The organism is Frondihabitans sp. PhB188 (assembly GCF_003752365.1).
Classification (GTDB): domain Bacteria; phylum Actinomycetota; class Actinomycetes; order Actinomycetales; family Microbacteriaceae; genus Frondihabitans.
In genome coordinates, this window is the sequence record NZ_RJUO01000005.1 from 67,830 (window position 1) to 91,569 (window position 23,740).

The following is a 23,740-nucleotide window of genomic DNA, read 5'->3' on the forward strand; positions in this document are numbered from 1 at the left end:
GCAATCATTCATCGGTGACCTCCGACCCCGACGCGCGCCAGCTCCGCGTCCGCTCCGCTCTGGTCTCGCAGGCGCGCCGCCGCACCGCCGAGTCGGGCCTGAGCGGCTTCACCGTCCAGGAGCTCTGCGACGGCGTCGGCATCTCGCGCCGCACCTTCTTCAACTACTTCCCGACGAAGGAGTCCGCGGTGCTCGGCGTCGAGAACAGCTTCGACGACGACCTGCTCGGCGCCTTCCTCGAGGCCCGCGACCGTGATGCGAGCTCACGGCGACCGCTAGTCGACGACCTGACCGACCTGGCCGTCGAGCACTTCGCCGCGATGGGTCCGACGGCGTCCGACCTCGACGACCTCGTCGGCGCCCTGCAGCGCGAGCCGAAGCTGATCACGGCGATGATCCAGTCGGGTCGAGCCGAGCAGGAACTGCTGATCGACCGCATCACCGCCCGCCGGGGCCACCCCGACCGCGTCGAGGTCGAGGTCGCGCTGGTCGCCTTCCAGGCTCTCGTGCGCCTCGCCTTCGAGGCCGTCCTCCGAGGGGACGACGATGTCGCCTTCGCCGACCTCCTGCACGCGCGGGTCGAGTCGGCCCGGGCCCTGTTCGCTCCCCCTCCCCCGACCTCTGCCACAGCCGCAGCGACGAGAAGCCTGGTGCACACGACATGACGACCGAGAAGACCGCCACCCCCACGACCGGCGACGGCCCGCTGCTGCTCACGCAGCGCCGCATCTGGATCATCTTCGCCGCGCTCATCGCGGGCATGCTCCTGTCGAGCCTCGACCAGACGATCGTGTCGACGGCCATGCCGACGATCGTCGGCCAGCTCGGCGGCGTCGAGAACCAGGCCTGGATCACCACGGCCTACCTGCTCGCGACGACCATCGTCATGCCGATCTACGGCAAGTTCGGCGACGTGCTCGGGCGGCGCAACCTCTTCCTGATCGCCATCGCCATCTTCACGATCGCATCGGCAGCCTGCGCCTTCTCGACCGACTTCTGGATGTTCGTCGTCTTCCGCGCCATCCAGGGCCTGGGAGGCGGCGGCCTGATGATCCTGTCGCAGGCGATCATCGCCGACATCGTGCCGGCGTCCGAGCGCGGCAAGTACCTCGGTCCGCTCGGCGGCATCTTCGGCCTCGCCGCGGTCGGCGGACCCCTGCTCGGCGGCTTCTTCGTCGACCACCTCACCTGGAACTGGGCGTTCTACATCAACATCCCCGTCGGCATCGCGGCGTTCGCGATCGCCTGGTTCACCCTGACGCTGCCGAACAAGAAGGCGACCCGCAGGATCGACGTCGGCGGGGTCGCGCTGCTCTCGATCACGACCGCCTGCCTCATCTTCTTCACCGAGTTCGGCGGCAACGCCAAGCACGGCTGGGATGCTCCCGAGACCTGGCTCTTCGGCGCGGGCCTGCTCGTCGCCGGCACCCTGTTCGTGCTCGTCGAGAACCGAGCCGACGACCCGATCATCCCGCTGTCGTTCTTCACGAACCGCGTCTTCGTCATCGCGACGGCCATCGGCTTCGTGCTCGGAATCGCCATGTTCGCAGCGCTCGCCTTCGTTCCGACCTTCCTGCAGATGGCGTCCGGCGCCTCGGCGGCGGCGTCCGGCCTCCTGCTGCTGCCCATGATGGTCGGCCTCATCGGCATGTCGATCCTGTCGGGCCAGGTCATCGCCAAGACCAACCGCTACAAGGCGTTCCCGATCATCGGCACCGTGCTCGTCGGCGTCACCATGTTCCTGATGACTACCCTGACCGCCGACACCCCGATCTGGCTGATCTGCGTGTTCCTGTTCATCTTCGGTGCCGGCCTCGGCTCGATCATGCAGGTGGTCGTGCTCGTGGTGCAGAACTCGGTCCCCGCGAAAGACGTCGGCACCGCGACCAGCACGAACAACTACTTCCGGGAGGTCGGCTCGGCCCTGGGCGTCGCCGTCTTCGGCGCGATCTTCACGAGCCGACTGACCGAGAAGCTCACCGACGTGTTCACGAGCGCCGGCGCCTCGGCGTCCGACGCGGCGTCGTCGACCTCGACGCTCGACCCCGCCGCCCTGAACAAGCTGCCGACCGCGATCCACGACCTCATCGTGGCCGCGTACGCCGACTCGCTGGCCCCGGTGTTCTGGTACCTGATCCCCCTCGTCGCTATCGCGTTCGTGCTGTCGCTGTTCCTGAAGGAGATCCCGCTGTCAGACGTCTCGGGCATGGTCGCGCGCGGGGAGGCCATCTCGGGCGAGGAGGCCGAGCGCCTCGAGGCGGAGCGCCGCGCCGGGTCGAAGTCGGCGGCGCCGGGCGCTTAGATGGTGCCCTCGGGCGTGAGCGCCTCCGTCGAGCACGACCTCGTCGGCCAGGTGCTCGACGAGCATCGCGCCCGCCGCCTGTAGCCTGCGTCCATGAAGCTCGCGATCCTCGGCGGCGGCGGGTTCCGCGTGCCGCTCGTCTTCTCGGCCCTCGTCGGCGACGACGCGACCATCGACAGCGTCTCGCTGTACGACACCTCGGCCGAGCGCCTGGCGGTCATCGTCCACGTGCTCGAGCAGATCCGCCCGTCCGGTCACCCGATCCGGATCGAGCCGACGACCGTGCTCGACGAGGCGCTCGCGGGGGCCTCCTTCGTGTTCTCGGCCGTCCGGGTCGGCGGCACGGCGGGGCGCGCGGCCGACGAGCACGCGGCACTCGACCTCGGCGTGCTCGGCCAGGAGACCACCGGCCCCGGCGGAATCGCCTACGCGCTCCGCACCATCCCCGTCGCCATGCACGTCGCCGAGCGGGTGGCGGCGGTGTGCCCGACGGCGTACGTCATCAACTTCACGAACCCGGCGGGCATGATCACCGAGGCGATGCAGACCGTTCTCGGCGACCGCGTCATCGGCATCTGCGACACCCCGAGCGGCCTGGGCCGTCGCCTCGCGGAGCTCCACGGCGTCGAGCCCGCCCGCGTCCACCTCGACTACGTGGGCCTCAACCACCTGGGCTGGCTGCGCCACGCGACGGTCGACGGCCGCGACCTCGTCGCCGAGACCCTCGCCGACGAGGCGCTCCTGGGCGGCCTCGAGGAGGCAGGCGTCTTCGGCGTCGACTGGCTGCGCACCCTCGGCTCGCTGCCGAACGAGTACCTGCACTACTACTACGACGATCGCGACGCTGTGGCGGCGATCACCGCGCAGCCCGCCACCCGCGGCGACTACCTGCACGAGCAGCAGCACCGGTTCTACGAGACCGTCGCCGCCGACCCCCTCGTCGCGTTGGACGCCTGGCACCGCACCCGGCTCGACCGCGAGGCGACCTACATGCAGGAGGCGCGCGCCGACGACGAGCAGCGCCCGAGCCTCGACGGAGGCGGCTACGAGCGGGTCGCGCTCGACGTCATGCGGGCCATCGCCTTCGACGAGCGGGCGACGATGATCGTGAACGTGCGCAACGACACCGTCCTGCCGACCCTGCCACCCGACGCGGTGATCGAGGTGCCGTGCCTGGTCGACGCGGCCGGAGCGCACCCGCTCGCCACGACGGCGCCCGGCCCCACCGAGGCCGGCCTGATGCTCCAGATGAAGGGCGTCGAGCAGCTGACGATCCGCGCCGCCCTGGAGCGCGACCGCCGCCTGGCCTTCACGGCGCTGGCGCTGCACCCGCTCGTCCCGTCGACCCGCCTCGCCGGCTCGCTCCTCGAGGCGTACGAGCGCAACACCCCCGGCCTGTTCAGCTAGCCGGCGGCGGGCGGCCAGTTCCTGCGCCCCAGCACGGATGTTTCGCGCAGGTTACGCCCGGTTGCAGCCCGATTGGCCAGGCCGTGTCGAACCCGGGCACCCTGAGACGTCGCCGAGTCACCACGAGACGCTCGGCGAATTCTCACCGCACCGGAAAGAGGCCCGCCATGTCCGTCCCCACCACCCCGAACGGCTCGCCCCCGCAGCTCCCGGCCCGCGAGCGCAACCGCCGCCCGCTGATCATCGGCATCATCGCCGCGATCGTCGTCATCGCGATCGTCGTCGTCATCATCGTCGTCAACCGCCCGTCGTCGTCGACGGCCGGCGAGGCGAAGACCGTGTCGATCGGCGTCGCCGACGGGTCCGAGCCGTACTGGAAGACCTACTCGAAGCTCGCGAAAGAGAAGTACAACGTCACGATCAAGCTCGTGAACTTCTCGAACTACACGCAGCCGAATCCCGCGCTCTCGCAGGGGCAGCTCGACCTCAACGAGTTCCAGCACATCCAGTACCTGGCCAACTACAACGTGACGACCGGCGACGACCTCCAGCCGATCGGCGCCACCGCCGTCTACCCGCTGCCGCTCTACTCGACCGAGTACACCGACGCGTCCGACCTTCCCGCCGACGCCAAGGTCGCCGTTCCGAACGACGCCGTCAACGAGGCGCGCGGCCTGCTCGTGCTCCAGGCTGCCGGCGTCCTCACCCTGAAAGACGGCGGCACCGCCTTCTCGACTGTCACCGACATCGAGACTCACAAGGTCGACGTCACCGCCCTCTCGGCCGACCAGACGGCGGGCGCCCTCAAGAGCGGCTCGGTCGCCGCGGCGATCGTCAACCAGAACTTCGCCACCCAGGCCGGCCTCACCGCGAAGCAGGCGATCTTCAAGGACGACCCCTCGTCGTCGAGTGCCGCGCCCTACGTCAACGTGTTCGTCGCCGCCAAGAAGGATTCCGACAACGAGCTCTACCTGAACCTGGCGAAGCTCTACCACACGGCCAGCGTCGAGAAGGGCGTGCAGGAAGCCAACAACGACACGGCCGTGTTCCGCCAGACGAGCGCCGCCGACCTGCAGAAGGAGCTCGCCACCGTCGAGTCCGACGCCAAGGCTGCGTCGAAGTAGTGACTGGCGAAGCGCTCGTCCGGCTCGAGGGCGTCAGCAAGGTCTACGACACCCCCGCCGGGCGGCGCACCGCGGTCGACGACGTCTCGCTCGAAGTCCAAGCCGGCGAGATCCTCGGCGTCATCGGCTACTCCGGAGCCGGCAAGTCGACGCTGGTCCGCCTCGTGAACGCGCTCGAGCTCCCGACCTCCGGCCGGGTGTTCATCGGGGCGCAGGAACTCACCGCCCTCTCCGAGCGCGACCGCCGCGGGGTCCGCCAGGGCATCGGCATGATCTTCCAGCAGTTCAACCTGTTCCGCTCGCGCACCGTCGCCGGAAACGTCGCCTACCCGCTGCGCGTCGCCGGCCTCGGCAAGGCGGAGCGCGACGCCCGCACCGCCGAGCTTCTCGACTTCGTCGGGCTGCTCGACCGCGCGCACAGCTACCCGGAGCAGCTCTCGGGCGGCCAGAAGCAGCGTGTCGGCATCGCCCGGGCGCTCGCGACGAACCCGCGGCTGCTCCTGGCCGACGAGGCGACGAGCGCGCTCGACCCCGAGACCACCGCCGACGTCCTGGCGCTCCTCAAGCGGGTCAACCGCGACCTCGGCGTCACGATCATCGTCATCACGCACGAGATGGACGCCATCCGCGCCATCGCCGACCGCGTGGCGGTCATGGACGGCGGCCGCATCGTCGAGAGCGGCCCGGTCTACGACGTCTTCGCGAAGCCGACCACGCCGGCCGCGGCGCGCTTCGTCCGGTCGGTCCTGCAGGATCGCCCCTCTCCCGAGACGCTCGAGCGCCTGCGGCAGAGCCACCCCGGGCGGATCGCCACCGTGCAGGTCGCCGAGATCCCCGGCTTCATCGGGGTGGTGACCTCCGCGTTCGCGGAGCACGGCGTTACGGCCGACCTCATCTTCGGCGGCATCAGCGAGCTGCAGCAGCGGCCCGTCGGCGCCCTGACGTACGAGCTTGCCGGCGACGACGCGGCGATCGACGCCGCCCTCGACGGGCTTTCCGCCCGCGGTATCGACTGGAACGAGGAGCGCTGATGGACTTCTTCCTCAGCAACATCGACGTGTTCGTGACGGCCATCGGGCAGACGCTCTACATGGTGGTCATCTCGATCCTGATCGCCGGGATCCTGGGCCTTGCGCTCGGGATCGGCCTCTACGTGACGCGGCCGGGCAACCTGCTCGGCAACCGGGTCACCTTCACGGTGCTCAACGTCGTCGTCAACATCGTGCGCCCGATCCCGTTCGTCATCTTCATCGCCGCCGTATCGCCCCTCACGTCGGCGGTCGTCGGCACGACGATCGGCCCGAACGCGGCCACCTTCGCGCTGTCGCTCGCGGCCGCCTTCGCGGTGTCGCGCATCGTCGAGCAGAGCCTCGTCGGCATCGAGCCCGGCGTGATCGAGGCGGCCCGGGCCGTGGGCGCCGGCCCGATCCGCATCATCTTCACCGTGCTGATCCCCGAGGGGCTCGGCCCGCTCATCCTCGGCTACACCTTCATCTTCGTCGGCATCGTCGACATGTCGGCCCAGGCCGGACTGATCGGCGGCGGCGGCCTCGGCGACTTCGCGGTCACCTACGGCAGTCAGCGCTACAACTGGCCGGTCGTCTACATCACCGTCGCGACGATCATCGTGCTGGTGCAGCTCGGCCAGTTCGGGGGCAACGCGTTGGCGCGTCGGGCGCTGAGGCGTTAGAAGCGGCCGCAGGCGCCAGTCGTTAGAACCGGCCGCAGGCGCCAGACGTGAGAAGCGGCCGCAGGCGTGGGTCAAGGCGGCGGTGTGGGCGGGTCCGGGTCGGATCGGGCGGGTCTCCGGAGACACGCCGAATCCGACCAGCCCCCGCCGAAGCAGCGCGTGCCGACAGCGGGGCAGGCGGCAGCAACCGCCCGATCAGGCGACGTGCCAGACCGGCTCCGACTGCGTGCTCGACGGGTAGGCCGACGCGATGCGCGCCACGGCCTCGCGCAGGGTGTCGGGCGAGCAGGCCAGGTTGAGGCGGGCGAAGCCCCGGCCCTCGGCGCCGAATCCGAGGCCGGAGTTGAGCGCGACGTAGGCGTTCTCGCGGAGGGGCACGGCCGGGTCGTCGCCCAGGCCGAGGCCGCGGAAGTCGAGCCACGCCAGGTACCCGGCCCGCGGGCGGTGGTAGACGACGCCCGGCAGCTGCTCGGCGAGCAGGGCGTTCAGGAGCCGGTCGTTGGCCACGACGCGGGCGATCGCCTCGTCGAGCCAGTCGACCGCCGTCGAGAAGGCGGCGATGTTGGCGTGCAGCCCGAGGATGCTCGTGCGGCAGGCCACCTCGTCGTTGAACGTGTCGAGCAGGGCGGCCGAGCGGCCGTCACCGGCGACGACGACGGAGCACTTCACGCCGGCGAGGTTCCAGCCCTTGCTGGCCGACGTCACGACGACCGAGCGGGCGCCGGCCGAGGCCGCGATCGGCGCGAACGGCGAGAAGACGACGCCGGGGTGGGTCAGGGGGCCGTGGATCTCGTCGCTGATCACGAGCACGTCGTACTTCGCAGCGAGGCCGGCGAGCGCCCTCAGGGTCGCGGGCTCGTGCACGAGGCCGACCGGGTTGTGCGGGTTGCAGAGCAGGAAGACGCGCACTCCCTGCGCGAAAGCCTGCTCGAGCCCGGCGAGGTCGAGGCTCCACACGCCCCACTTCTCGAGCAGCGGGATGGTCTCGACCTGACATCGGGCCTCCTCGACGAGCTCGAAGAAGGGCGGGTAGACGGGAGGCGCGATCGCGACGCGGCCGCCGTCCGGGAGCGCGACACGGAGGGTCTCGACGATGCCGACGCTGACGTCGGTGGCGATGTGGACGCGCTCGGGGGCGACGTCCCAGCCCCAGCGGTCGACGGCGAAGCGGGCGAAGGCGGGCGCGAGCGGGCCGGGGCCGTCGAGGTAGCCGAGGTCGGACGACCGGACGCGCGCGATCAGCGCCTCCTCGATGGCGGGGGCGATCCCGTAGTCCATCTCGGCGACGAACAGCGGGAGCACGTCGGGGGCGAAGCGCGTCCACTTGATGCTGGTGCGGGCGGCACGGATGTCCTGCGTCGGGTCCAGCTCGTCGATGCGGTCGGCCATGAAACAATCGTCCTCCCTCACCGCCGCAATAGCGACCCGCGCGTCACGCGGCGTCGCACGCGCGCGCCCCCTCCCTCCCCCGCCCCTCCTCCCTCGCCCCTCCTCCCCCCCCCTTCCCGGCCGGTGAGGGGTCGCTGGTTGCTGGCGGCGAGGCTCGCGCCGAGCAACCAGCGACTCCTCACCGGCCGGGGGGGTGCGCAGGCGCAGGCGCGCAGGCGCGCAGGCGCGCGCCTGCGCGCAGGTAGGCTCGGCGGATGGTCACCGTCGTGCTCCCCTGGCGCCCTCAGCCCTCCCGTCTCCCCGCGTTCGACGATGTCCGCGCCTGGTACGCGGCGAACCTGCCCGACGCCGAGGTCGTCACGGTCGACAGCGACGACGACGTCTTCGTGCTCGCCCGCTGCCGCAACCTGGGCGTCGCGGGCGTTGCAGACGGCGACGTGGTCGTGATCGGCGACGCCGACACGATCCCGGAGCTCGCACCTCTGCACGAGGCGATCGCGGCCGCCCCGACCTCGGGTGTGGTCCACCTCCCCTACGACGAGTACCGCTGGCTGGGGCGCGAGGGCACCGCCGCGTTCCGAGATGGCACGCCTCTCGCCGACTGCGACTTCGAGCTCGTCCGCGGGGCCTGCTCGGGCGTCTACGTGACGACCCCGGAGACGTGGCGGAGCCACGGCGGCCAGGACGAGCGATTCCGCGGCTGGGGCTTCGAGGACGCCGCCTGGTACATCGCGCACGAGACGCTCCTCGGCGAGCCCCCGCGGCGCCATGTCGGCCGCGTCTTCGCCCTGCACCACACCGCCGAGGTCCGCGAGGGTCCCGACTACGACGCGAACGCGGCCCGCATGCAGCGCTACCGCGACGTGTCGGGCGACCCCGAGGCCATGGCCCGCTTCATGTTCGACGTGACCGCGTCGAACGCGCGGGTCCGCCCCGGGCTCTGACGCAGATCCTGCGCCAGCCGCACCAGCCCGTCCGCGGGCAGTGCGAGCACTGTGCGCAGCGCGTCTTCCAGCTCGCCCGCCGTCGCCGTGTTGGGAGCGAGCGCGACCCCGAACCCAGCCCGCTCGATGGCCTCTGCACCGGCGAACTGGTCGGTCGAGAACGGCAGCACGAGCAGCGGCACGCCCGCCGTCATCGCTTCGGTCACGCTGTTGTTGCCGCCGTGGGTAACGGCCGCGGCCGCCTTTCCGAGCAGGGTCACCTGAGGTAAGAACTCCCTCACGAGCCAGGTCGCAGGAACTGCCCCGAGCTCGCCCCGGTCAGCCGATCCGAGCGCCACGGCCGCCCGCAGCCCCAGCGAGTTCAACGCCGTGACGACGCGCGCGACCACGTCGGCCCGCACCGACAGGAACGATCCGAAGCTCACGTAGACGAACGGCTCGTCTGACAACGCCAGCCACTCCTCGACCTCGGCGTCGGGCGGCTCGACGCGCACGGACGACCCGAGGAACGCGTGGGGCGGAAGCGGGCGCGCCGGGTCGTGCAGCTCAGCGGGGTAGTTGAGCAGGAGCAGCTCCCCGTGCTCGGAGAACGCCGACTCGCTGGGCGGGGCCTGCGGGTCGAGCTCGGCGAGCGCCGTGTTCCACTCGGCCGTGAACGACTCGCTGACCCGCTCGCACAGGTCGCGCAGGTCGCGGAGGGCGTCGGCGTCCGGGCTGAAAGCCCGCGGCCACGACGGCGGGTAGCCGTAGACCTCGCCGGCGACGGGCAGCGCGCTCGGATGGCCGAGAACGACGTCGGCGTACGGGATCCTGCCCGCGGTCAGTGCCAGTCGGGCGCTGTAGGCGAGGTGATCGACGACGATGTGGTCGGGCTGCACCTCGTCGACGACGCGCAGCACCGCGCGCGCGGTCGCGACGGGCTGCCACATGAGGTCGGTCAGCCGCTCCGCCGCCTGGTAGGCGAGCGTCTCGACCATCCCCTCGCGGGTGGCGTCGAAGAAGCCGCGGAGCGAGTCGTCCTCGCCCTCGGGCTGGTCCTCGGCGCGGATGATCCCGGGGTTCGACCCGCGCGCCAGGGCGAGGTCGACCCGCTCGAACCCGAACGACTCGACGATCGACGCGGTGGCGCTGCCGGTGGCGACGACGACGCGCTCGCCCCGCTCGAGCCAGGCCGTGCCGAGGGTGGCCAGCGGGAGCAGGTGCGACGCGTAGTCGGGACTGATGATCAGCAGTGTCATCGTGCCGCGAAGCTCCAGTCGCGCAGGGCGGCCTCGTCGTCGTGGACGCCCCCGTAGACCGAGCCGAGTGCCGCCGCCATCGCCTGGATGGTGAAGTCCTTCTCGACGGTGCGGCGCGACCGGGCGGCACGATCCTCCGAGGGCTCGGAGCCGCTGGCGCGCAGTGCGCCGTCGACGGCCGCGCCGAGCTGCGCCCCGTCCCACGTCTGGGTGAGGAAGCCGGTGACGCCGCGCTCGACGTAGGTCGCCGGGCCGCCGCCGTCGGGAGCCACGACGAGCAGGCCCGACCCCATCGCCTCGAGCAGCGCGATGCCGAACTCCTCCTTCAGGCTTCCGCACACGTAGACGCCGCGGCCGGAGCTGAGACCGGGCAGGCCGAAGCGCGCGGCGGCCACCCAGCGGGCGACGGTGTCGTTGGGGCGGTGCCCGGGCAGGATCAGGCCGGCGTCACGGCGTCGGTCGGCGGGCACGACGGCGTCCATCAGGGCGAGCTGCTCGCGCTCGTCGCCGCTCGGCGCCTCGAGGTTGCCGCCGATCACGAGGAGGTTGGCGCGGTCACGCAAGTCGCTCTCGGCCCAGGCCGACACGATGGTGGCCATCCCCTTGACCCGGTGCAGACGTCCGACGCTCACGATCAGCGGCAGCGAGCGGCGCGCCTCGGGGAGCTCCCCGACGAGCTCGCGGAGCTCGGCCAGGGGCATGCTGGCCTCGGCGCCGTCGGCGTGAGCCCGGGCCTCGGCCACGGCCCGGTCGACGACGACGAGGTCGATGCCCTCGGGCACGACGGTGTGGCGCTCGGGGTGCGCCGTGATGTCGATGCCGACGAGCTCCCGCATGTCGCGCTCGAGCGAGGGGCGGGGAAAGAGCACGGTGTGGGCGGCGTCAGCCGCGAGTTCCTGCACCAGCCGGCTTCGGAACCAGTAGTGCTCGCGCTCGTCGACCTCGCCGAAGTTCTCTCTCGTCACCGAGCCCGACAGGTCGAGCGACTGGATGACCGCGTGCGGATCGGGCGCGACCGTGAAGACGACGGGCACGTCGAGCTCGCGGGCCACGTCGGCCGCCGCCAGGCTGCCCACGTCGGCCATCCGAAGGTGCAGCACGTCGACCCCGCCGCTGGCGCGCAGGATCCGGCGGATCCCCCGTCGAGCCGCGACGCGCAGGGGCCACGCGTCGGCCGACGCCACGGGCTCGCTGAGGAGCGGGATCCGGCCGTAGTGGTGGCCCGACTCGGAGGCCGCGATCTCGGAGACGCTCTCGATCGCTCCCGCCACCGATCCGCGGGAGAGGGTGAGCACGCGGTCGACCGACTCGGTCCGCGCCAGCTCGTCGCCCAGGCGGACGAGCAGGGTCGCGATGCCGCCGTTGTCGCCGCTGCCCGCCTGGGTGAGGTCGGCGTCGATGTCGGCGTGCAGGAAGAGCTGGGCCACGGTGAGGCCCGATGCCGGAGAACCCGTGCCGTCGGCGCTCCGCTCGGTGTCGTCTCCGCCGGCGGCGAGGTCGACCAGCGCCATGCGAGCGACCTGGGCCAGGAACCCGTCGCCGGCGCAGAGTCCCTCGACGGCCCTCGCCGCGCGACGGTCGCCGCGCCGCTGCCCGAGGGCGGCGACGGCGGCGACGCGGACCCGCTCGTCCTCGCGGGCGTCTTCGGCAAGGGAGAGGAGAGGCCGGGTGGCGACCGCCCCGCGGACGAGTCCGAGCGTCTCGACCACCCGGTAGCGGGCTGCGACGTCGCGGACGCCCAGGAGCGCCCCTTCGAGGCCGACGGCCACGAGGTCGGGCACCTGCGGCGACCACTGCTCGAGGGTGCGCTGCGCGACCATGCCGCCGAATCCGCCGCCGACCACGAGCCCGACGAGGCGCCCGATGGTGTCCGCCCGCGGGAGACGCGAGCCCAGGGCACCCGCGGCGTGCTCGCGCAGGAATCCCCGCTCGCTCGACAGGAGGGCGGACAGGAGGGCGTCGGCCTGCTCGTCGACGACCTCGGCCAGAGCATGGGTCGCGGCGATCGCGGTGAGCTGGTCGTCGCTCCCGATCGCGTCGGCCAGGAGGCGGATCGTGCGGACGCCGCCGGTGCGTCCGGCCTCGAAGGCGAGGTCGTCGGCGAGCCGCATCGCATCGATCAGGCGGTCGGCTTCTCGGACGGCGTCGAGCGAGGTCTGGATTCCCATGGTGCGTCGGCTTTCGAAGGGATCGGGGTACAGGGGTACACGCCTCATGACGAAGCCTGCGACGGAACTCTAGGCCGTCGAGATGCATTCCGCCTCTCGTCGAGTCAGTAGCATCGGACGGCCCCCTTCGCTCAACCCTTCCGGAGACGCTCGTGCACATTGTCCTTCTCGGCGACGTCGGAATCCTCGACGACATGATCCACATCGGCGACGAGGCCATGTTCGAGGAGTTCGCGAGCCAGCTCCGGCGCCGCGACGCGACCGACATCCTCTCCCTCTCGTCGAACCCCGCTGAGACCGCGAGCCGCTACGGCGTCTCGGCGGTGCCGTCGATCGGCTTCCACCCGGCGTCGTTCGCGGCGAGCGGCGCGGACGTCCGCCCCCTGCAGGAGGAGCGGATGCGGCGCGTGATCGAGGCGGCCTCCGGCGACGCCGCGGCGCTCTCGGACGGCGACCCGGCGTGGGAGGTCATCGACGCCGTGCGCTCCGCCGATGCCGTCGCCGTCTCGGGTGGCGGCAACATGGCGTCGATCTGGCCGATGCACATCTTCGAGCGGGCCACGCTGGCCGCTCTGGCCCGCGTCTTCGCCAAGCCCTTCGTCGTCAGCGGGCAGACGATCGGCCCGGAGCTGGTCGGAGACGACCGGCGGCTCGTCGCCGAGCTGCTCGGCTCTGCGCGACTCGTCGGGCTGCGCGAGCGGGCCTCCCTCGCGCTCGTCCACGACCTGGGCGTGAGCGGCCCGGGCGTCGTGGCGACCATCGACGACGCCAGCTTCCTCGCCGACGGCGACGGCGACGACGGCGACGACGATGCCGTCGCGGCACCTCCGTACTGCTCGGTCACCCTCGCAGCGCACGTCGGCGACTCCGACCGGGACGCCTTCGCCGCCGGGATGGCCCGCCTGCTCGACCGCATCGCCGACGAGACCGGGCTCGAGATCGTGTTCTTCGCGCACTTCAGCGCCCTCGGCGGCGGCGACGAGCGGGGAGACTCGCTCGCGCACCGGCGGGTCATCGACCGGATGACCCGCCCCAGCAGGATCGAGCGGACCACCGACAGCGCAGCCGCCGCCCGCTTCGCCCGCGGAGCCTCCCTCAGCGTCTCCAGCCGGTACCACCCGGCCGTCTTCGCGGTCGCCGCCGGCGTCCCCACGATCGGCATCGCCGTCGACGACTACACGACCGTCAAGCTCACCGGGGCCCTCGGCAACTTCGGCCAGACCGGCGTCGTCCGGGCGTCCGATGTCATCGACGGCAGCGCCGCCGATCGGGCCGTCGAGGTCTGGCAGACCCGCGACTCCATCCGCGCCGCCTGGGCCGCGCGGATCGAGTCCGTCCGCGCCGCCTCCGTCGCGTGGTGGGACTCGGTGGCACGCGCCCTCGCCGGCCGCTGACTCTTACGCCGCAATCAGCCGCTGAGGGGTCGCTCGTTGCTGGCGCTGACGCCCGTGCCGAGCAACCAGCGACTCCTCACCGGCCTGAAGGGGGGCGGGGGGCGGGGGCGGGACGCGGGGAGGGGGGCGGGGGCAGGGGCGGGAGGAGGGGGACGCGCGTCAGGTGGGGAGGACGGGGCGCTGGCGCTGACGCGCCGCATAGACGGCGGCCACGACGGCGCCGACGACGAGGATGCCGGCGAGGATCCCGATCGCGGGCACGACCCCGACGGTGGCTCCGGCCACGCCGAGTGTGACCCCGCCGCCGGTGCGGAGGCCCGACGCGAACATCCCGTAAACGCCGAGGGTGCGCCCGCGCTCGGCGGACGGGGCCTCCAGCTGCACGACGCTCTGCGCCGTCGACATCGACGCGATCTCGCCGACGCCGGCCACGACGAGGGCGATCAGAGCCAGCACGAAGCTGCCGGTGAGCGCGAACGCCGCGATGGCCCCGCCGAAGACGATCGTCGCCACGACGGCGGTGCGGAGGTTCGGCTTGGCGACGCCGGTGGCCTCGAGCAGGAACCCGCCCACCACGCCGCCGATGCCCATCGCGAACAGCAGCGAGCCGTAGGTGAGGTCGCCCGACGATCCGGCGCCGAGCCGCTCGGCGAAGACCGGCATCGACGAGGGCAGCGCGTTGCCGATGGTGATGGCCATCAGCCCGGAGATGACGATCATCGCGATGATCAGGTGGTTCGAGCGGATCCGCCCCAGCACGAGCAGGGTGTCGCGCAGCGTGACCCGCGGGGCCTTCTCGAGGTCGGCCGCGTCGCGGATATGCCCGGTGAACTTCGTCCGGATCATCAGGATCGTCATCGGCAGGTAGATCAGGACGTTGGCGTAGATGCCGCCGATCGGCCCCAGCCAGAGCAGGAGCGCCGAGCCGACCACCGGGCCGAGCAGGAGCCCGACGCTCTGGAAGGTCGCGTTCATGCGGACGGCGCTCGGGAGGTCACGCCGCTCGACGAAGTCGTGCAGCAGGAGCTGCTCGGCGGGGGCCCAGAGGGTTCCGGCGACGCCGTGCAGCACGAGCAGGATGCAGGCGGCCCACACCGTCAGGCTGTGCGTCACGAAGAGCGTGCCCCAGCCGATCGACACCAGCATGAACAGCACCTGCCCGGCCTGGATGATCTTGCGGCAGTCGTACTTCTCGGCGAGCGAGCCCGACCACACCGACAGCAGCAGGAACGGCAGCCAGTGGCTGATGATCTGGAACCCCACCAGCGCCGGCGAGTGGAACGTCTGCCACAGCACCCAGTACGTGATGACGTGCTCGGTGTTGTCGGCCATCATCGACAGGCCCGACGTGAAGAGGTACGGGCGCGAGTCGCGGTTGCGGAGCGCGGCGAAGCGACGCGGGCCGCCTTCGCGGAGGTCGGGGAGCGTGGGCTCGAGTTCGTGCATGGGGTCCTGCGTCAGTCGGCATCGGTCGGCGGGGTATGTTGCCGTCGCCAACATACTGCCCCGGCGAGGCGCTGTCGACGGGGGTGGGGCAGTTCCTGCGCCCGGTTTGCCCTAGGCCGTGGCGGTCGCCGCCGAGGCGCGCCTGTGGAGGGCATTGCCGATCGCCCGCACCACGAGGGCGAGCGCGACGAACGCGATCAGCAGCACGACGCAGTAGAGGGCGACGCCGCCGTAGCCGCCGACCGCGCCCGGGTTGAAGAACGGGTAGCAGTAGAAGCCGACGATGGCGCCGCGCACGACCGAATAGGCCGTGTAGACGACCGGCACGGCGACCCACGACAGGGCCGTGCGGAGCGCGACGCGGTGCCGCGGCGGCAGCAGCAGCCAGTCGAGCACGACGACCAGCGGCATGAGCATGTGGTGCACCACGTTGACCCACGGCGTCAGGTCGCCGAGGTCGGCGTCGCGGAGCAGCGTGTTGAAGACGATTCCGACGAAGGCCATGTAGACGACCGAGGCTCCGCGCACGGTCTCCCACGTCGGGGTGCTCGGAATCCCGCGCAGGATCCGCACGGCCCCGACGACGAAGACGACGCTCGCGAAGATATTGCCGAGCGTGGTGAAGTAGCTGAAGAAGTTGACGAGGCCAAAGTCGCTCCTCACCGCGATCACCAGCTGCGTGATGACGCCGGCGACCGACGCGGCCGCGAGAAGAAGGCGGACCGCGACGGCGGCGGTGTTCACGGGGCTGGGCGCGCCGGAGTTCGTCATGCGCCCACAGTAGCCGCGCCTCGCCAGGGGATGGCCGCGCTCTTCGGGCCGAGGAAGCGGAGCCCGGGCATGCCCGACGCCGGCGACGAGCGGAGCTCGTGGCACCGTGGTTCGGCGCCCTGGTCCGGGGGCGCGGCCTACGGCTGGAGCGACCGCGCCAGGAGCTCGACGCGCTCCGCCTCGCGCCCGGCGCGGAGGCGTCCGGCCCGGCTCAGAGCGACGAGGCCGTGCAGCGCCGACCAGAGCACCTCGGTGAGCGTCTCGGGGTCGCGCGGGTCGGAGACCGAGTCGATGGCAGCCCGCAGCTGCGCATAGGCCGCCGCGAGCGGCGGGGGCGTCTCGTCGGTGCCGAACCGCAGACTCGTCGACCGCGTGAACATGGCGTCGTAGAGGGCTGGATGCTCCGCCGCGTAGTCGAGGTAGGCGAGGGCTACGGCGGCGAGCTGGACGTCGGCCGCAGAGTCGCTGCGCGCTGACTCGAGGGCGGCCGCGAGCTCGTCGAACCCGTCGAGGGCCACGGCCTCGACCAGGTCGTCGAGCGAGGAGAAGTGCTTGTAGATGACCGGCTGGCTGTATTCGATCTCGGTCGACAGGCGACGCGTGGTGACAGCCGCCCAGCCTTCGCGCTCGGCGATGGTGCGAGCTGTCAAGGTGATCAGGAGGCGCTGTGCGGTGCGGTCCCGCTGGCGGCGGTCGTCGATGGTCACACCCGACATTAGCACCGCTAGATATTCGAGCGCCGAGTTGTGGCTGCGGCTGCTCGGGGTTAGCATTGCTACGGTTAGCGTCGCTAATCCCAAACCTCTTACCTCTGGAGACCCCCCAATGCTCACCACCGTCGCCTTCGGCATCGCCATCGTCATCAGCCTTGCGATCGGCGCCATCGGCGTCCGTTTCCTCGTGGCTCCACGCGTCGCCGCCGCGGGCTACGGCGTGGCCGCGCGCCAGGCGGGCGATCCCGCGTACTTCAGCGTCAAGGGCGTTCGCGACACGTGCATCGGGATCCTCGGCCTCGTGCTCGTGCTCACCGGCCAGACGCACGCTCTCGGCCTCTTCATGCTCGTCTTCACGCTGATCCCCGTCGCCGACGCCGTGATCGTCCTGCGGAACGGCGGCACGCGAGCCACCGCCTTCGGCATCCACGTGTCGACGGCCGTTCTCGTTCTCGCCGACGCCGTGCTGCTGCTGATCGCCGCATGACCGATCCTGCTGAGCCCGTCACCCGGCTCGGCGTCCGAGCCGGCCAGCTCGGGCACTGAGGGTACTTCTGCCCTACTTTGATCCCTCCCCAGGAAGGCGGCGTATCCTCCAGGTATTCGGCCCTGACCTTGCCGAGTCAGCCTCGTTCTCTGACGAACGATCGCCCCGACTGCACCGTTGCAGGCGGCCCGGCAGCCTCGCAAGCGTCCTGACGTTCAAGGAGGCTACCCCGTGCAGACCACGCTCAAGGCGGATGTCATCTCGGCGCGACTCGACATCCTCGCGAAGCTCGACTCCTCCCCCGAGGTCTCGTTCATGGAGCGCGCGCGGTTCCGACTCCGCGTCTTCGGGATCGTCGAGGCTCTCGACCGAGGCGACATCACGTCGTCGACGGCGGCCGACCGCCTGACGGAGCTGCGCCGGGAGATCGGCTCGTAGCACGCCCGCCGGACGCCAGCGTCGCTCCCGACTCGTCTTCGAGGAGTCGGGCGGCGGCCAGCTCGCCGAACCCCGCGCCGAGCCGCCGGCGTGCCTCTTGGTGGATCGCGAGCACGAGCGCGGACAACTCGAACGGCGTGGCGGCCGCCGACGCACTGTCGCGGAGGATCTCGAGCTCCTCGACGACCCGGTCGACACGGAACGAGTCGAGGTAGTCGCCTTCGAGGAGCGCGTCGACGTGCTCCGCCAGATACGCACTCGCCCCGGGCCGTCGCGGAGGATAGGGACGAGACGCTGCGGCTCCAGCCCGAGCGACCTGCCCAGCAGCAGCACTTCGGTGGTGGCCACGACCTGCCCGAACCACAGCAGGTTGCCGAGCAGCTTCACGACGAGCGCATGCGCGGGGTCGTGACCCACGACGGTCACGGCGCAGGATCCGCCGAGCGCCGTGAGAACCGGCGTGGCGAGGGCCATGGCGGTTGCGGATCCTGCCGCCCAGAAAGCGATACGACCCGAGCGCGCGTCGGCGGGCGATCCGCGCAGGGCTGCCGCCGCGAACTCCACGCCCCGCCTGCGGGATGTCTCGGCCTCGCGGCTCACGACATCCGGCGCAGCCGTCGTGAGCTCGATCCAGAGCATGCCGGGACGGAGGAGCGCTGCGAACGCGCCCTCGTCGATCAGAGAGGCTGCCTCCGCTGATCCGGGCAGGACGGTCAGGAGCGTGTCGCTGTGATGGACGAGGTCCTCGAGCGAGATCGCGACTGCCAGTCCCTGCTCCCTGGCCGCGTGGCGTCGAGCTACGTCGATGTCGAGCACACGCACGTCGGCACCGCCGGCCGCCAGGGATCGGGCGAGGGGAAGCCCCATCGCTCCGACCCCGAGCACGCCGATCCTCCCGAGAGGACGCGCGATTACTTCACCGGACCGTAGAACGCCTCGACCTCGGCGAGCTCGCGCTCGGCGGTCTCCTGAATGAGCGCGAGGAGGTCCTTGTCGAGGCCCGGCGAGAACTCCTCGAGGCGCTCCGGCGAGATGACGGACGGCACGCCGGTCGGGGCCTGCTCCGTGGCCGTCAGGTCCGTGCCGTCCTTCGACGGCGAGGTGCCCTGGAAGATGCGTCCGGCCTCCGACTTCCCATCGAGATCGAAGCTGTACTGCTTGCTCTGAAGACCTAGATCGACGAGCTTCTTGACCTCCGGGAACCGCTCCGCGTTCGTCTTCGGAATCGGCAGCAGGGTCTTCCAGTCGACCCCGAGAGTCTCGAGGGCCTTGGCGTAGGCGTTCTCGTGCGCCTGGTCGCGGACGATCAGGTAGGCGAGCGTCCCTCTGGCCGTCGGGTTGTCGGTCATCTCGTAGATGCGGCACTTCTGCAGACGGCCGGTCGACTCGAGCATCACGTTGTAGAGGAGGTCGAGGGGGAGGTTGCCGGAGTTGTAGACGTAGCTGCCCGACCAGGGGTTGCCCGCCGAGTCCACCGGCAGGGCGCCCTGCGCGCCGACGAGGTAGTGGTGGATGTTGCCGGTGTCGAGAGCCATGCTCAGCGGCGTCGCGCCGCCGGCACCCGGCTTGTCGAGCGGGTCGGTGATCTTGCCCGTGTACTCGGGCGATCCGTCGAGCAGGTGAGAGATCGTGGTGCCGATCAGCTCGACGTGGCTGATCTCCTCCGTGCCGACACCCTGGATCAGGTCGCGATACGGCTTGGCCGCCGCGCCCCGGAAGTTCATGGCCTGGAAGAGGTACTGCATCATCGTGCGCATCTCGCCGAACTGACCGCCGAGCCCCTCTTGAAGTGCATTGGCGGCGGCAGGATCCGGCTCGCCGTCGGCGATCTCGTTGATCCAGGTCTGGGCGTGGAAGTACATGGTCGACCCCTTCTCGACCGGAGGCGAGGTGCCGCCGCTCTCTGCCCTGCCTACACGGCCGGGGCGACTGAGGGCGGGGGCTTGCCACGGGTGCCTGCCCTGCGTAGAACCTCCGCGGCGGGAGCCGATCGACGGGCCGAAGTCACCGGGCCGGCGAGAGGGACCGCAGGTGGTCGATGGCAGCATCCAGAGCCGCCTCGAGGGCTATGGTGTCGCGGCGCGTCTGACTCAGGAGGAGTCCGCCCTGGACCGCGGCCAGCAGAGCGAGCGCTGCTCGGTCGAGATCGAGGTCGGCCGGGAGGAGGCCCCGGACGCGCATGGTCGCCAGCCCCGAGTGGAGCAGCTCCTCCCAGGCGGCGAACGACGCCTGGAGGGCGGTCCGCGCGTCGAGGTTCGTCTCGACGAGGTCGCTTGCCAGGCTGCCGATGGGGCAGCCGCCGACGCACTGCTGCGCCTGGAGCACGTCGATGATCATGTCGCGCCAGGCGACGAGACCGTCGAAGCTCTCGACCCGGGTCAAGCGAGAGCGGTGGATGTCGAGCACCGTCTCGGTCTGGTGATCGATGACCGCCAGGATCAGCGCGTTCTTGTCGACGAAGTAGTGGTAGAGCTGGGACGCGTTGACGCCCGCCACCCGCTGGATGTCGTCGATCGTCGCGCGCTCGACGCCGACCTCGAGCATCAGCCGCGACGCGGTCTCGACGATGCGCTGCCGAGTGGCTCGCCCTTTCGCCGTGAGTGGGCGGCCGCCGACGGAGGCGAGCGGAGCATCGGTAGTGAGGGACATGGTCGGAGACTACCGCTTTTAGAGTTGACATTCCATTTTTTGGCGCCAATTTTTGGAGCAATCACTCCAATCGAAAGGCTCCTCATGACGAACATCGACTTCTCCGGGCTCACTGCCCTCGTGACCGGCGGCACCAGCGGGATCGGCCGCGAGGTCGCGCTCCAGCTCGGCGCAGGCGGGGCCCACGTCGTCGTGACCGGCCGCAGCGCCGAGCGAGGCGCCGCGACCGTCGATGCGATCGTCGCAGCCGGTGGCGCTGCCGACTTCGTGGCGGTCGATCTCGCCGACGCCGCCGCGGTGACGCACCTCGCCGCGGAGGCGCTCCGCATCGGGGGCGGACGCGTCGACGTCCTCGTCAACAACGCCGGCCTCTTTCCCTTCGGCGCCACGGCCGACGCCGACACCGAGATGTTCGACTCCGTCATGGCGGTCAACGTCCGAGCGCCCTTCACGCTGGTCGGGGCGCTCGCCCCCGGGATGGCCGAGCGAGGTCACGGCGCGATCGTCAACGTGACGACGATGGTGGCCGCGTTCGGCATGAGCGGCATGTCTCTCTACGGCTCGTCGAAGGCGGCGCTCCAGCTGCTGACGAAGGCGTGGGCGGCCGAGTTCGGGGCCTCGGGCGTCCGCGTCAACGCCGTCAGCCCCGGCCCGACGCGCACCGAGGGGACCGAGGTCATGGGTGAGAGCCTCGACGCGCTCGCCGCGACCACGCCCGCCGGCCGGCCGAGCACGCCCGCCGAGGTGGCCGCGGGCATCGTCTTCCTCGCCTCGGCGGCGGCATCGAACATCCACGGCGTGATCCTGCCCGTCGACGGCGGGCGTCTCGCCGTCTGAGACTCGGGGCGCCGGAGCTCGCGGCCGAGCGGCTGGGAGTTCCGGCGCGACGGCCGGGCGGCGCGTAGCGTCCCGTCTATGAGCACCGACGACCAGACCACGCCCCTCATGGACGGCAGCGACGACGCGACGAACGACGAGAAGCTCGCCGGGCTGATCGAGCAGGTCGACAACGACCACGGCGACGAGGGCGCCGGGGCGATGGCCGACCACCTGCGCGACCGGATGGAAGAGACGAAGGTCGACCCGGAGAGCACCGACGATCCGGCGCTCGGGGCGGAGTAGGCGATGGCCGACCTGGACTCGGTCCGCTGGAACGACGAAGCTCGCGGCAAGATCCTCTCGGATGCCGATGGCGTTCTTCGCGATGCCGTAGCCGACGTCGCGCGCGACTATGCCGGAGACGGCTGGGAGGCCGCATTCCAGTCGCTCAACGAGCGTCTCAAGACACGCTTCATCGACTACGAGCCGGGCCCCGACGTGCGCAAGTTCGCCGAGATGATCGCGGCGGGCGACTTCGCCTGAGCTGCCAGCCGGCCAGGCGAGCGTCGATGGCGGCCCACCACTTGTGAGCCCCCATCGACGTCCACGCTCAGACGAGCGGGCCGTCGTCTTCCGTGCTGCGCCGCGTGACCCGCTCGCCCGAGACGGAGTCGACGCCCGTTCGCGAGGTCGACACGACGCGACGGCGGCGGGTCGCCAACACGATGCCGAGGATCACGCCGAACGCACCGGCGGCCATGAGGATGTAGCCGATCAGGTGAATGTCGACGCCCGCGACCTGGAAGTTGAGGGCAAACGCCAGGATGGCGCCGATGACGAGCAGGAAGATGCCTCCGCCGATACTCATGGTCAGTCCTTTCGTCGTCCGTGTGTGTGGCTTGTGAAGCGTAGCGGCAGAGCACCGCGGGCGCCGGGTGCGAGGCCGCTTTCAGTCGCGCGGCACGCGCACCGTCAGGCCGCCCGGCTTGACCGTCGTCCGGAAGCCGACCGCCTTGCCGAACTCGTCGCCGTCGATCTCGATGTCTTCGGGCCCGCGGAGCTTCACCGTGACCGACTTGGCCTTGACGTAGCGGAGCGCCTCGTCTTCCCGGCCCTTGAGCTTGTCGGCGAACGGCAGTCGCCGGACCACGCCGTTCTCCCAGAACACCTTGTACAGGATCTGCAGCCACCCGAGGAAGCTCTCCGGTCGCAGGAGCAGGATGTCGAACACCCCGTCGTCGATGGCGGCGTCCGGCAGCAGGAGGATGTTCGCGGGGAGGGCTCCGCAGTTGCCGATGATGATCGTGTTCGCGCGCATGGTGCGGGCGGGCTTGCCGTCGAAGCTGTAGCGGAACTCGAGGTGGTTCTTCTCCCGCAGAGTGGTGACGAGGGCTTTGGCGTACGCGAGCCACCCCACCCTCTTCTTGAGGTCGGCGTCGGTGTTGGCGAGCATCCGCGCGTCGACGCCGAGACCTGCCATCACCACGTAGACGTGCTTGGTGACGCTGTCGTCGTCGCGCCGGATGTCGATCAGGCCCAGGTCGATGGCGCGGTCGTCGCCGGCGAATGCAGTGTGGAGAGCGTTGTCGAGATCTTCGAGGGTCAGCTTGAGGTTGCGGGCCAGGAGGTTGCCGGTGCCGGACGGCAGAAGCGCCAGCGAGGCCGACGAGTCGTGCATGCCCTCGGCCACGGCGCGCACCGTCCCGTCTCCCCCGGCCGCGATGATCATCGTGGCTCCTGCGGCGAGCGCCTCGGCTGCAGGGCCCTGGCCGGCGTCCTCCTCGGAGGTCTCGAACCAGAGCGTGCTCGGCCAGCCGGCTTCCTTCTCGGCGACGGCGACGGCCTGCCGAACGGCCTCGACGTCGATCTTGATCGGGTTGTACACGACCGCGGCCTGACGGGCAGGGGCGGAGGGAGGGGTCGTCATGCGCTCACCGTACCGGGTGGCTCCTCAGTGCTGTGCCCCACCGTCACCCGCAGTACTCGGACGGCGGGATGCCGCTGTCGGCGAGGATGATCCCGACCACCTCGTCGTGCTCGCCGACGCTGAAGTCGATCCAGCGGCCGTTCTCTCCGCTGAGCCCGTAGTACGTGGTGATGTCGCCGTAGGCGCCCGTCTTCGGGATGCCCGGATAGGCGGACTTCAGTGCCGCGGCGGTCGACCCGATGCCGATGCCGGCCTCCGTCTTCGGCGATGCGGCGATGACCGTCGAGCTGACCGGCTGCGAGTTGTCGCCCGAGACCGCCACCAGGGTCGTGACGTCGGGATTCGCCCGCAGGAACGTGGTGGCGAACTGGGGGGTGCCCTTGCCGTAGAAGAAGTCGGCGGGACACGTGCCGCCCTGCCCGAGCTCCTGATTCTCCGACCCGGTGTACCCGAGGCCCGTCATGACCTTCGCCTCGGCCTTCTGGTCGCCGCCGATCGTGAGTGGTCCGACGCGGGTGAACGTGATGGGCCACGTCGACGTGTCGTCGGCGGTGAACGAGCCCGTCGGCGTCGGGGTGCTCGCCTCGGTCGGGGCGGCTGTCGGGGCCGGAGCCTCGGTGGCGGTGGCGCTCGGCGACTCGATGGTCGGCGCCTCGGTGCTCGGCCCGGCGGCGGTGGGGCCGGTGGAGCAGGCGGTGAGGAGCGCGGCCGCGACGGCTGCCGCGACCATGGCGGCCGCGATCCTGCGCCCGCTGTGATGAGTGGTGTCGTTCACGGAATCTCCCTGCGTCGAGTGTGGTCCTAGTCAGTGATGTCCGCAGCGGGCAAAAGGTT

The 23,740-nt window shown here is 70.9% G+C and carries 24 protein-coding genes and 1 pseudogene; 13 read left to right on the plus strand and 12 right to left on the minus strand.

The window, feature by feature from the left end:
- Positions 1-14: 14 nt before the first annotated feature.
- The 6 genes from EDF46_RS15325 (at position 15) to EDF46_RS15350 (ending at position 6,523) form a co-directional block, all read left to right on the plus strand.
- Complete coding sequence (locus tag EDF46_RS15325) at positions 15-665, plus strand: TetR/AcrR family transcriptional regulator (protein WP_123507193.1); 651 nt, start codon at positions 15-17, stop codon at positions 663-665.
- Positions 662-2,302: an MDR family MFS transporter gene (locus tag EDF46_RS15330; protein WP_123507194.1), complete on the plus strand. Its 1,641-nt coding sequence runs from the start codon at positions 662-664 to the stop codon at positions 2,300-2,302. Before EDF46_RS15325 ends, EDF46_RS15330 begins: the two co-directional genes overlap by 4 nt.
- 93 nt (positions 2,303-2,395) lie before the next feature.
- Positions 2,396-3,709, plus strand: a complete 1,314-nt coding sequence (locus tag EDF46_RS15335; RefSeq protein WP_123507195.1) for a 6-phospho-beta-glucosidase — start codon at positions 2,396-2,398, stop codon at positions 3,707-3,709.
- 167 nt (positions 3,710-3,876) lie between these two features.
- Complete coding sequence (locus EDF46_RS15340; RefSeq protein WP_123507196.1) at positions 3,877-4,833, plus strand: MetQ/NlpA family ABC transporter substrate-binding protein; 957 nt, start codon at positions 3,877-3,879, stop codon at positions 4,831-4,833.
- Positions 4,833-5,864 (plus strand): methionine ABC transporter ATP-binding protein, encoded by a 1,032-nt coding sequence (locus EDF46_RS15345; RefSeq protein WP_123507197.1) that lies wholly within the window; start codon positions 4,833-4,835, stop codon positions 5,862-5,864. Before EDF46_RS15340 ends, EDF46_RS15345 begins: the two co-directional genes overlap by 1 nt.
- A complete protein-coding gene (locus EDF46_RS15350; RefSeq protein WP_123507198.1) occupies positions 5,864-6,523 on the plus strand; it encodes a methionine ABC transporter permease in 660 nt (219 codons plus the stop codon). The genes EDF46_RS15345 and EDF46_RS15350 overlap by 1 nt, the downstream gene beginning before the upstream one ends.
- 195 nt (positions 6,524-6,718) lie before the next feature.
- Here EDF46_RS15350 and EDF46_RS15355 read toward each other — a convergent pair whose 3' ends face one another.
- Entirely contained in the window at positions 6,719-7,912 is a 1,194-nt protein-coding gene (locus EDF46_RS15355; protein ID WP_123507199.1) for a MalY/PatB family protein, read from the minus strand.
- A 254-nt stretch (positions 7,913-8,166) separates the two neighbouring features.
- Between EDF46_RS15355 and EDF46_RS15360 the strand changes: the two genes are divergently transcribed.
- Entirely contained in the window at positions 8,167-8,856 is a 690-nt protein-coding gene (locus EDF46_RS15360) for a galactosyltransferase-related protein (RefSeq protein ID WP_123507200.1), read from the plus strand.
- On the opposite strand, the gene EDF46_RS15365 is transcribed toward EDF46_RS15360, so the two are convergent.
- Both EDF46_RS15365 and EDF46_RS15370 read right to left on the minus strand, forming a co-directional pair.
- Positions 8,766-10,094: a glycosyltransferase gene (locus EDF46_RS15365; protein WP_123507201.1), complete on the minus strand. Its 1,329-nt coding sequence runs from the start codon at positions 10,092-10,094 to the stop codon at positions 8,766-8,768. The two genes, EDF46_RS15360 and EDF46_RS15365, sit on opposite strands and share 91 nt — an antisense overlap.
- On the minus strand, positions 10,091-12,262 hold the full coding sequence (locus EDF46_RS15370) for a glycosyltransferase (RefSeq protein WP_199738298.1): 2,172 nt from the start codon (positions 12,260-12,262) through the stop codon (positions 10,091-10,093). Before EDF46_RS15370 ends, EDF46_RS15365 begins: the two co-directional genes overlap by 4 nt.
- 152 nt (positions 12,263-12,414) lie before the next feature.
- Here EDF46_RS15370 and EDF46_RS15375 point away from each other — a divergent pair, with 152 nt between their 5' ends.
- The gene (locus EDF46_RS15375; RefSeq protein WP_123507203.1) at positions 12,415-13,656 is read left to right on the plus strand and encodes a polysaccharide pyruvyl transferase family protein; all 1,242 of its coding nucleotides are present in this window, start codon (positions 12,415-12,417) and stop codon (positions 13,654-13,656) included.
- A 159-nt stretch (positions 13,657-13,815) separates the two neighbouring features.
- Here the strand turns inward: EDF46_RS15375 and EDF46_RS15380 are convergent, their stop codons facing one another.
- From EDF46_RS15380 to EDF46_RS15390, 3 genes are all read right to left on the minus strand, one after another.
- Positions 13,816-15,102, minus strand: a complete 1,287-nt coding sequence (locus EDF46_RS15380; RefSeq protein WP_123507204.1) for an MFS transporter — start codon at positions 15,100-15,102, stop codon at positions 13,816-13,818.
- Between the two features lie 111 nt (positions 15,103-15,213).
- The gene (locus EDF46_RS15385) at positions 15,214-15,873 is read right to left on the minus strand and encodes a Pr6Pr family membrane protein (protein ID WP_123507205.1); all 660 of its coding nucleotides are present in this window, start codon (positions 15,871-15,873) and stop codon (positions 15,214-15,216) included.
- A gap of 137 nt (positions 15,874-16,010) precedes the next feature.
- Positions 16,011-16,580 (minus strand): TetR/AcrR family transcriptional regulator, encoded by a 570-nt coding sequence (locus EDF46_RS15390; protein WP_123507534.1) that lies wholly within the window; start codon positions 16,578-16,580, stop codon positions 16,011-16,013.
- 118 nt (positions 16,581-16,698) lie between these two features.
- Here EDF46_RS15390 and EDF46_RS15395 point away from each other — a divergent pair, with 118 nt between their 5' ends.
- Complete coding sequence (locus EDF46_RS15395) at positions 16,699-17,073, plus strand: DUF4267 domain-containing protein (RefSeq protein WP_123507206.1); 375 nt, start codon at positions 16,699-16,701, stop codon at positions 17,071-17,073.
- A 231-nt stretch (positions 17,074-17,304) separates the two neighbouring features.
- The gene (locus EDF46_RS18775) at positions 17,305-17,511 is read left to right on the plus strand and encodes a hypothetical protein (RefSeq protein WP_233580068.1); all 207 of its coding nucleotides are present in this window, start codon (positions 17,305-17,307) and stop codon (positions 17,509-17,511) included.
- A gap of 486 nt (positions 17,512-17,997) precedes the next feature.
- On the opposite strand, the pseudogene EDF46_RS18960 reads toward EDF46_RS18775, so the two are convergent.
- From EDF46_RS18960 to EDF46_RS15410, 3 genes and pseudogenes are all read right to left on the minus strand, one after another.
- A pseudogene (locus tag EDF46_RS18960) lies at positions 17,998-18,378 on the minus strand (NAD(P)-binding domain-containing protein); the annotation flags it as partial.
- A 44-nt stretch (positions 18,379-18,422) separates the two neighbouring features.
- Positions 18,423-19,373: a manganese catalase family protein gene (locus EDF46_RS15405; RefSeq protein ID WP_123507208.1), complete on the minus strand. Its 951-nt coding sequence runs from the start codon at positions 19,371-19,373 to the stop codon at positions 18,423-18,425.
- A gap of 142 nt (positions 19,374-19,515) precedes the next feature.
- Positions 19,516-20,160, minus strand: coding sequence for a TetR/AcrR family transcriptional regulator (locus tag EDF46_RS15410; RefSeq protein ID WP_123507209.1), 645 nt, complete (start codon positions 20,158-20,160; stop codon positions 19,516-19,518).
- An 84-nt stretch (positions 20,161-20,244) separates the two neighbouring features.
- Between EDF46_RS15410 and EDF46_RS15415 the strand changes: the two genes are divergently transcribed.
- The 3 genes from EDF46_RS15415 (at position 20,245) to EDF46_RS15425 (ending at position 21,522) form a co-directional block, all read left to right on the plus strand.
- Positions 20,245-20,997 (plus strand): SDR family NAD(P)-dependent oxidoreductase, encoded by a 753-nt coding sequence (locus tag EDF46_RS15415; RefSeq protein WP_123507210.1) that lies wholly within the window; start codon positions 20,245-20,247, stop codon positions 20,995-20,997.
- Positions 20,998-21,075: 78 nt separating this feature from the next.
- The gene (locus EDF46_RS15420; RefSeq protein WP_123507211.1) at positions 21,076-21,282 is read left to right on the plus strand and encodes a hypothetical protein; all 207 of its coding nucleotides are present in this window, start codon (positions 21,076-21,078) and stop codon (positions 21,280-21,282) included.
- A gap of 3 nt (positions 21,283-21,285) precedes the next feature.
- Positions 21,286-21,522 (plus strand): hypothetical protein, encoded by a 237-nt coding sequence (locus tag EDF46_RS15425; protein ID WP_123507212.1) that lies wholly within the window; start codon positions 21,286-21,288, stop codon positions 21,520-21,522.
- A gap of 67 nt (positions 21,523-21,589) precedes the next feature.
- Here the strand turns inward: EDF46_RS15425 and EDF46_RS15430 are convergent, their stop codons facing one another.
- The 3 genes from EDF46_RS15430 to EDF46_RS15440 form a co-directional block, all read right to left on the minus strand.
- Positions 21,590-21,847: a DUF6458 family protein gene (locus EDF46_RS15430; RefSeq protein WP_123507213.1), complete on the minus strand. Its 258-nt coding sequence runs from the start codon at positions 21,845-21,847 to the stop codon at positions 21,590-21,592.
- A gap of 81 nt (positions 21,848-21,928) precedes the next feature.
- Positions 21,929-22,906, minus strand: a complete 978-nt coding sequence (locus EDF46_RS15435) for a diacylglycerol kinase family protein (protein ID WP_123507214.1) — start codon at positions 22,904-22,906, stop codon at positions 21,929-21,931.
- 43 nt (positions 22,907-22,949) lie between these two features.
- Positions 22,950-23,681 carry a hypothetical protein gene (locus EDF46_RS15440; protein WP_148061234.1) on the minus strand — a complete coding sequence of 244 codons (732 nt, stop codon included), beginning with the start codon at positions 23,679-23,681 and terminating at the stop codon, positions 22,950-22,952.
- Positions 23,682-23,740 lie beyond the last annotated feature (59 nt).

Excerpts from the sequence above, each read along its gene's own strand:
- EDF46_RS15330 (WP_123507194.1), top strand. The coding sequence starts at position 662 with ATGACGACCGAGAAGACCGCCACCCCCACGACCGGCGACGGCCCGCTG.
- EDF46_RS15335 (WP_123507195.1), top strand. The coding sequence starts at position 2,396 with ATGAAGCTCGCGATCCTCGGCGGCGGCGGGTTCCGCGTGCCGCTCGTC.
- EDF46_RS15340 (WP_123507196.1), top strand. The coding sequence starts at position 3,877 with ATGTCCGTCCCCACCACCCCGAACGGCTCGCCCCCGCAGCTCCCGGCC.
- EDF46_RS15350 (WP_123507198.1), top strand. The coding sequence starts at position 5,864 with ATGGACTTCTTCCTCAGCAACATCGACGTGTTCGTGACGGCCATCGGG.
- EDF46_RS15355 (WP_123507199.1), bottom strand. The coding sequence starts at position 7,912 with ATGGCCGACCGCATCGACGAGCTGGACCCGACGCAGGACATCCGTGCC.
- EDF46_RS15360 (WP_123507200.1), top strand. The coding sequence starts at position 8,167 with ATGGTCACCGTCGTGCTCCCCTGGCGCCCTCAGCCCTCCCGTCTCCCC.
- EDF46_RS15365 (WP_123507201.1), bottom strand. The coding sequence starts at position 10,094 with ATGACACTGCTGATCATCAGTCCCGACTACGCGTCGCACCTGCTCCCG.
- EDF46_RS15370 (WP_199738298.1), bottom strand. The coding sequence starts at position 12,262 with ATGGGAATCCAGACCTCGCTCGACGCCGTCCGAGAAGCCGACCGCCTG.
- EDF46_RS15380 (WP_123507204.1), bottom strand. The coding sequence starts at position 15,102 with ATGCACGAACTCGAGCCCACGCTCCCCGACCTCCGCGAAGGCGGCCCG.
- EDF46_RS15385 (WP_123507205.1), bottom strand. The coding sequence starts at position 15,873 with ATGACGAACTCCGGCGCGCCCAGCCCCGTGAACACCGCCGCCGTCGCG.
- EDF46_RS15395 (WP_123507206.1), top strand. The coding sequence starts at position 16,699 with ATGCTCACCACCGTCGCCTTCGGCATCGCCATCGTCATCAGCCTTGCG.
- EDF46_RS15405 (WP_123507208.1), bottom strand. The coding sequence starts at position 19,373 with ATGTACTTCCACGCCCAGACCTGGATCAACGAGATCGCCGACGGCGAG.
- EDF46_RS15410 (WP_123507209.1), bottom strand. The coding sequence starts at position 20,160 with ATGTCCCTCACTACCGATGCTCCGCTCGCCTCCGTCGGCGGCCGCCCA.
- EDF46_RS15415 (WP_123507210.1), top strand. The coding sequence starts at position 20,245 with ATGACGAACATCGACTTCTCCGGGCTCACTGCCCTCGTGACCGGCGGC.
- EDF46_RS15420 (WP_123507211.1), top strand. The coding sequence starts at position 21,076 with ATGAGCACCGACGACCAGACCACGCCCCTCATGGACGGCAGCGACGAC.
- EDF46_RS15425 (WP_123507212.1), top strand. The coding sequence starts at position 21,286 with ATGGCCGACCTGGACTCGGTCCGCTGGAACGACGAAGCTCGCGGCAAG.
- EDF46_RS15430 (WP_123507213.1), bottom strand. The coding sequence starts at position 21,847 with ATGAGTATCGGCGGAGGCATCTTCCTGCTCGTCATCGGCGCCATCCTG.
- EDF46_RS15435 (WP_123507214.1), bottom strand. The coding sequence starts at position 22,906 with ATGACGACCCCTCCCTCCGCCCCTGCCCGTCAGGCCGCGGTCGTGTAC.